Below are 878 nucleotides of genomic sequence, written 5' to 3' on the forward strand. Positions count from 1 at the left end.
GCACGGGCTCGCCCTGCGGCCACCCGAGCCCCGCGCAACGCCACTCCACCGCCCTGCTCCTTCCGCCGCCCCCCCTGCGCCGCATGCGCGCCGCACCGCACGGTGCCGCCCTCGTGCGGAGACGGCCGCCTTCGCCGAGAGCGGGGCCGACAGGAACGATGAAGAGTAGTGTTTCAGGAACGGAACGTGGCCGACCGATGAGCCCGTCCGCCCCTCACGGTCTCGGCCGCGAGGGCATACCGAGGGGCGGGTATGAGCAGGGAAGAGAAGATCACCCGCACGTTTCCTGGAACTCGCCGACACCCTGGACGACGGCTTCGACGCCCTCGGTCTGTTGCGGAAGTTGACGCTCCGCTGCCGCGACATCCTCGATGTCGCCGACGCCGCCATTCTGCTGGCGGCCCCGGACACCCCCGCGTACAGCCCGGTGGCATACGACCACAATCCCGCCCTGGCGGCGCTCCTGGACGTGGCGGTGCGTGAGGGCCCCGCCGTGGAGGCCCACCGCACCACGGGCGCCGTCGCCCCCGGTGACCTCGGCCGGGCGCCCACCGCCTGGCGGGACTTCACCGCGCTGGCCCGCCACGCGGGGTACACGCACGCGGGCGCCGTGCCGTTGCGGCTGCGCGGGGAGAGTCTCGGCGGCCTGCTCCTCCTGGCCACCGGCGACGCACCGCCGCCCGCCGACGACCTCGCGCTGGCGCAGGCGTTCGCCGACGCGGCCACCATCGGCCTGCTGCACGCGCACGCCCTGCGCGAGGCGGACACCGTCAACGAACAGCTGCACACCGCCCTGCACAGCCGCGTGCTGATCGAACAGGCCCAGGGCTTCCTGGCCGCCACCCGCGACATCACCCCCGCCGACGCCTTCGAGGCCC

At 74.3% G+C, this 878-nt stretch carries 1 protein-coding gene; it reads left to right on the forward strand.

Annotated features, from left to right (window positions below; genetic code table 11):
• Positions 1–343 precede the first annotated feature (343 nt).
• Positions 344–878: ANTAR domain-containing protein (locus tag AB8Z36_RS41385; RefSeq protein WP_369218482.1), on the forward strand; the 535-nt coding region annotated here is incomplete at its 3' end.

The sequence above is a fragment of the Streptomyces flavofungini genome (assembly GCF_041028215.1).
GTDB classification, from domain to species: domain Bacteria; phylum Actinomycetota; class Actinomycetes; order Streptomycetales; family Streptomycetaceae; genus Streptomyces; species Streptomyces flavofungini_B.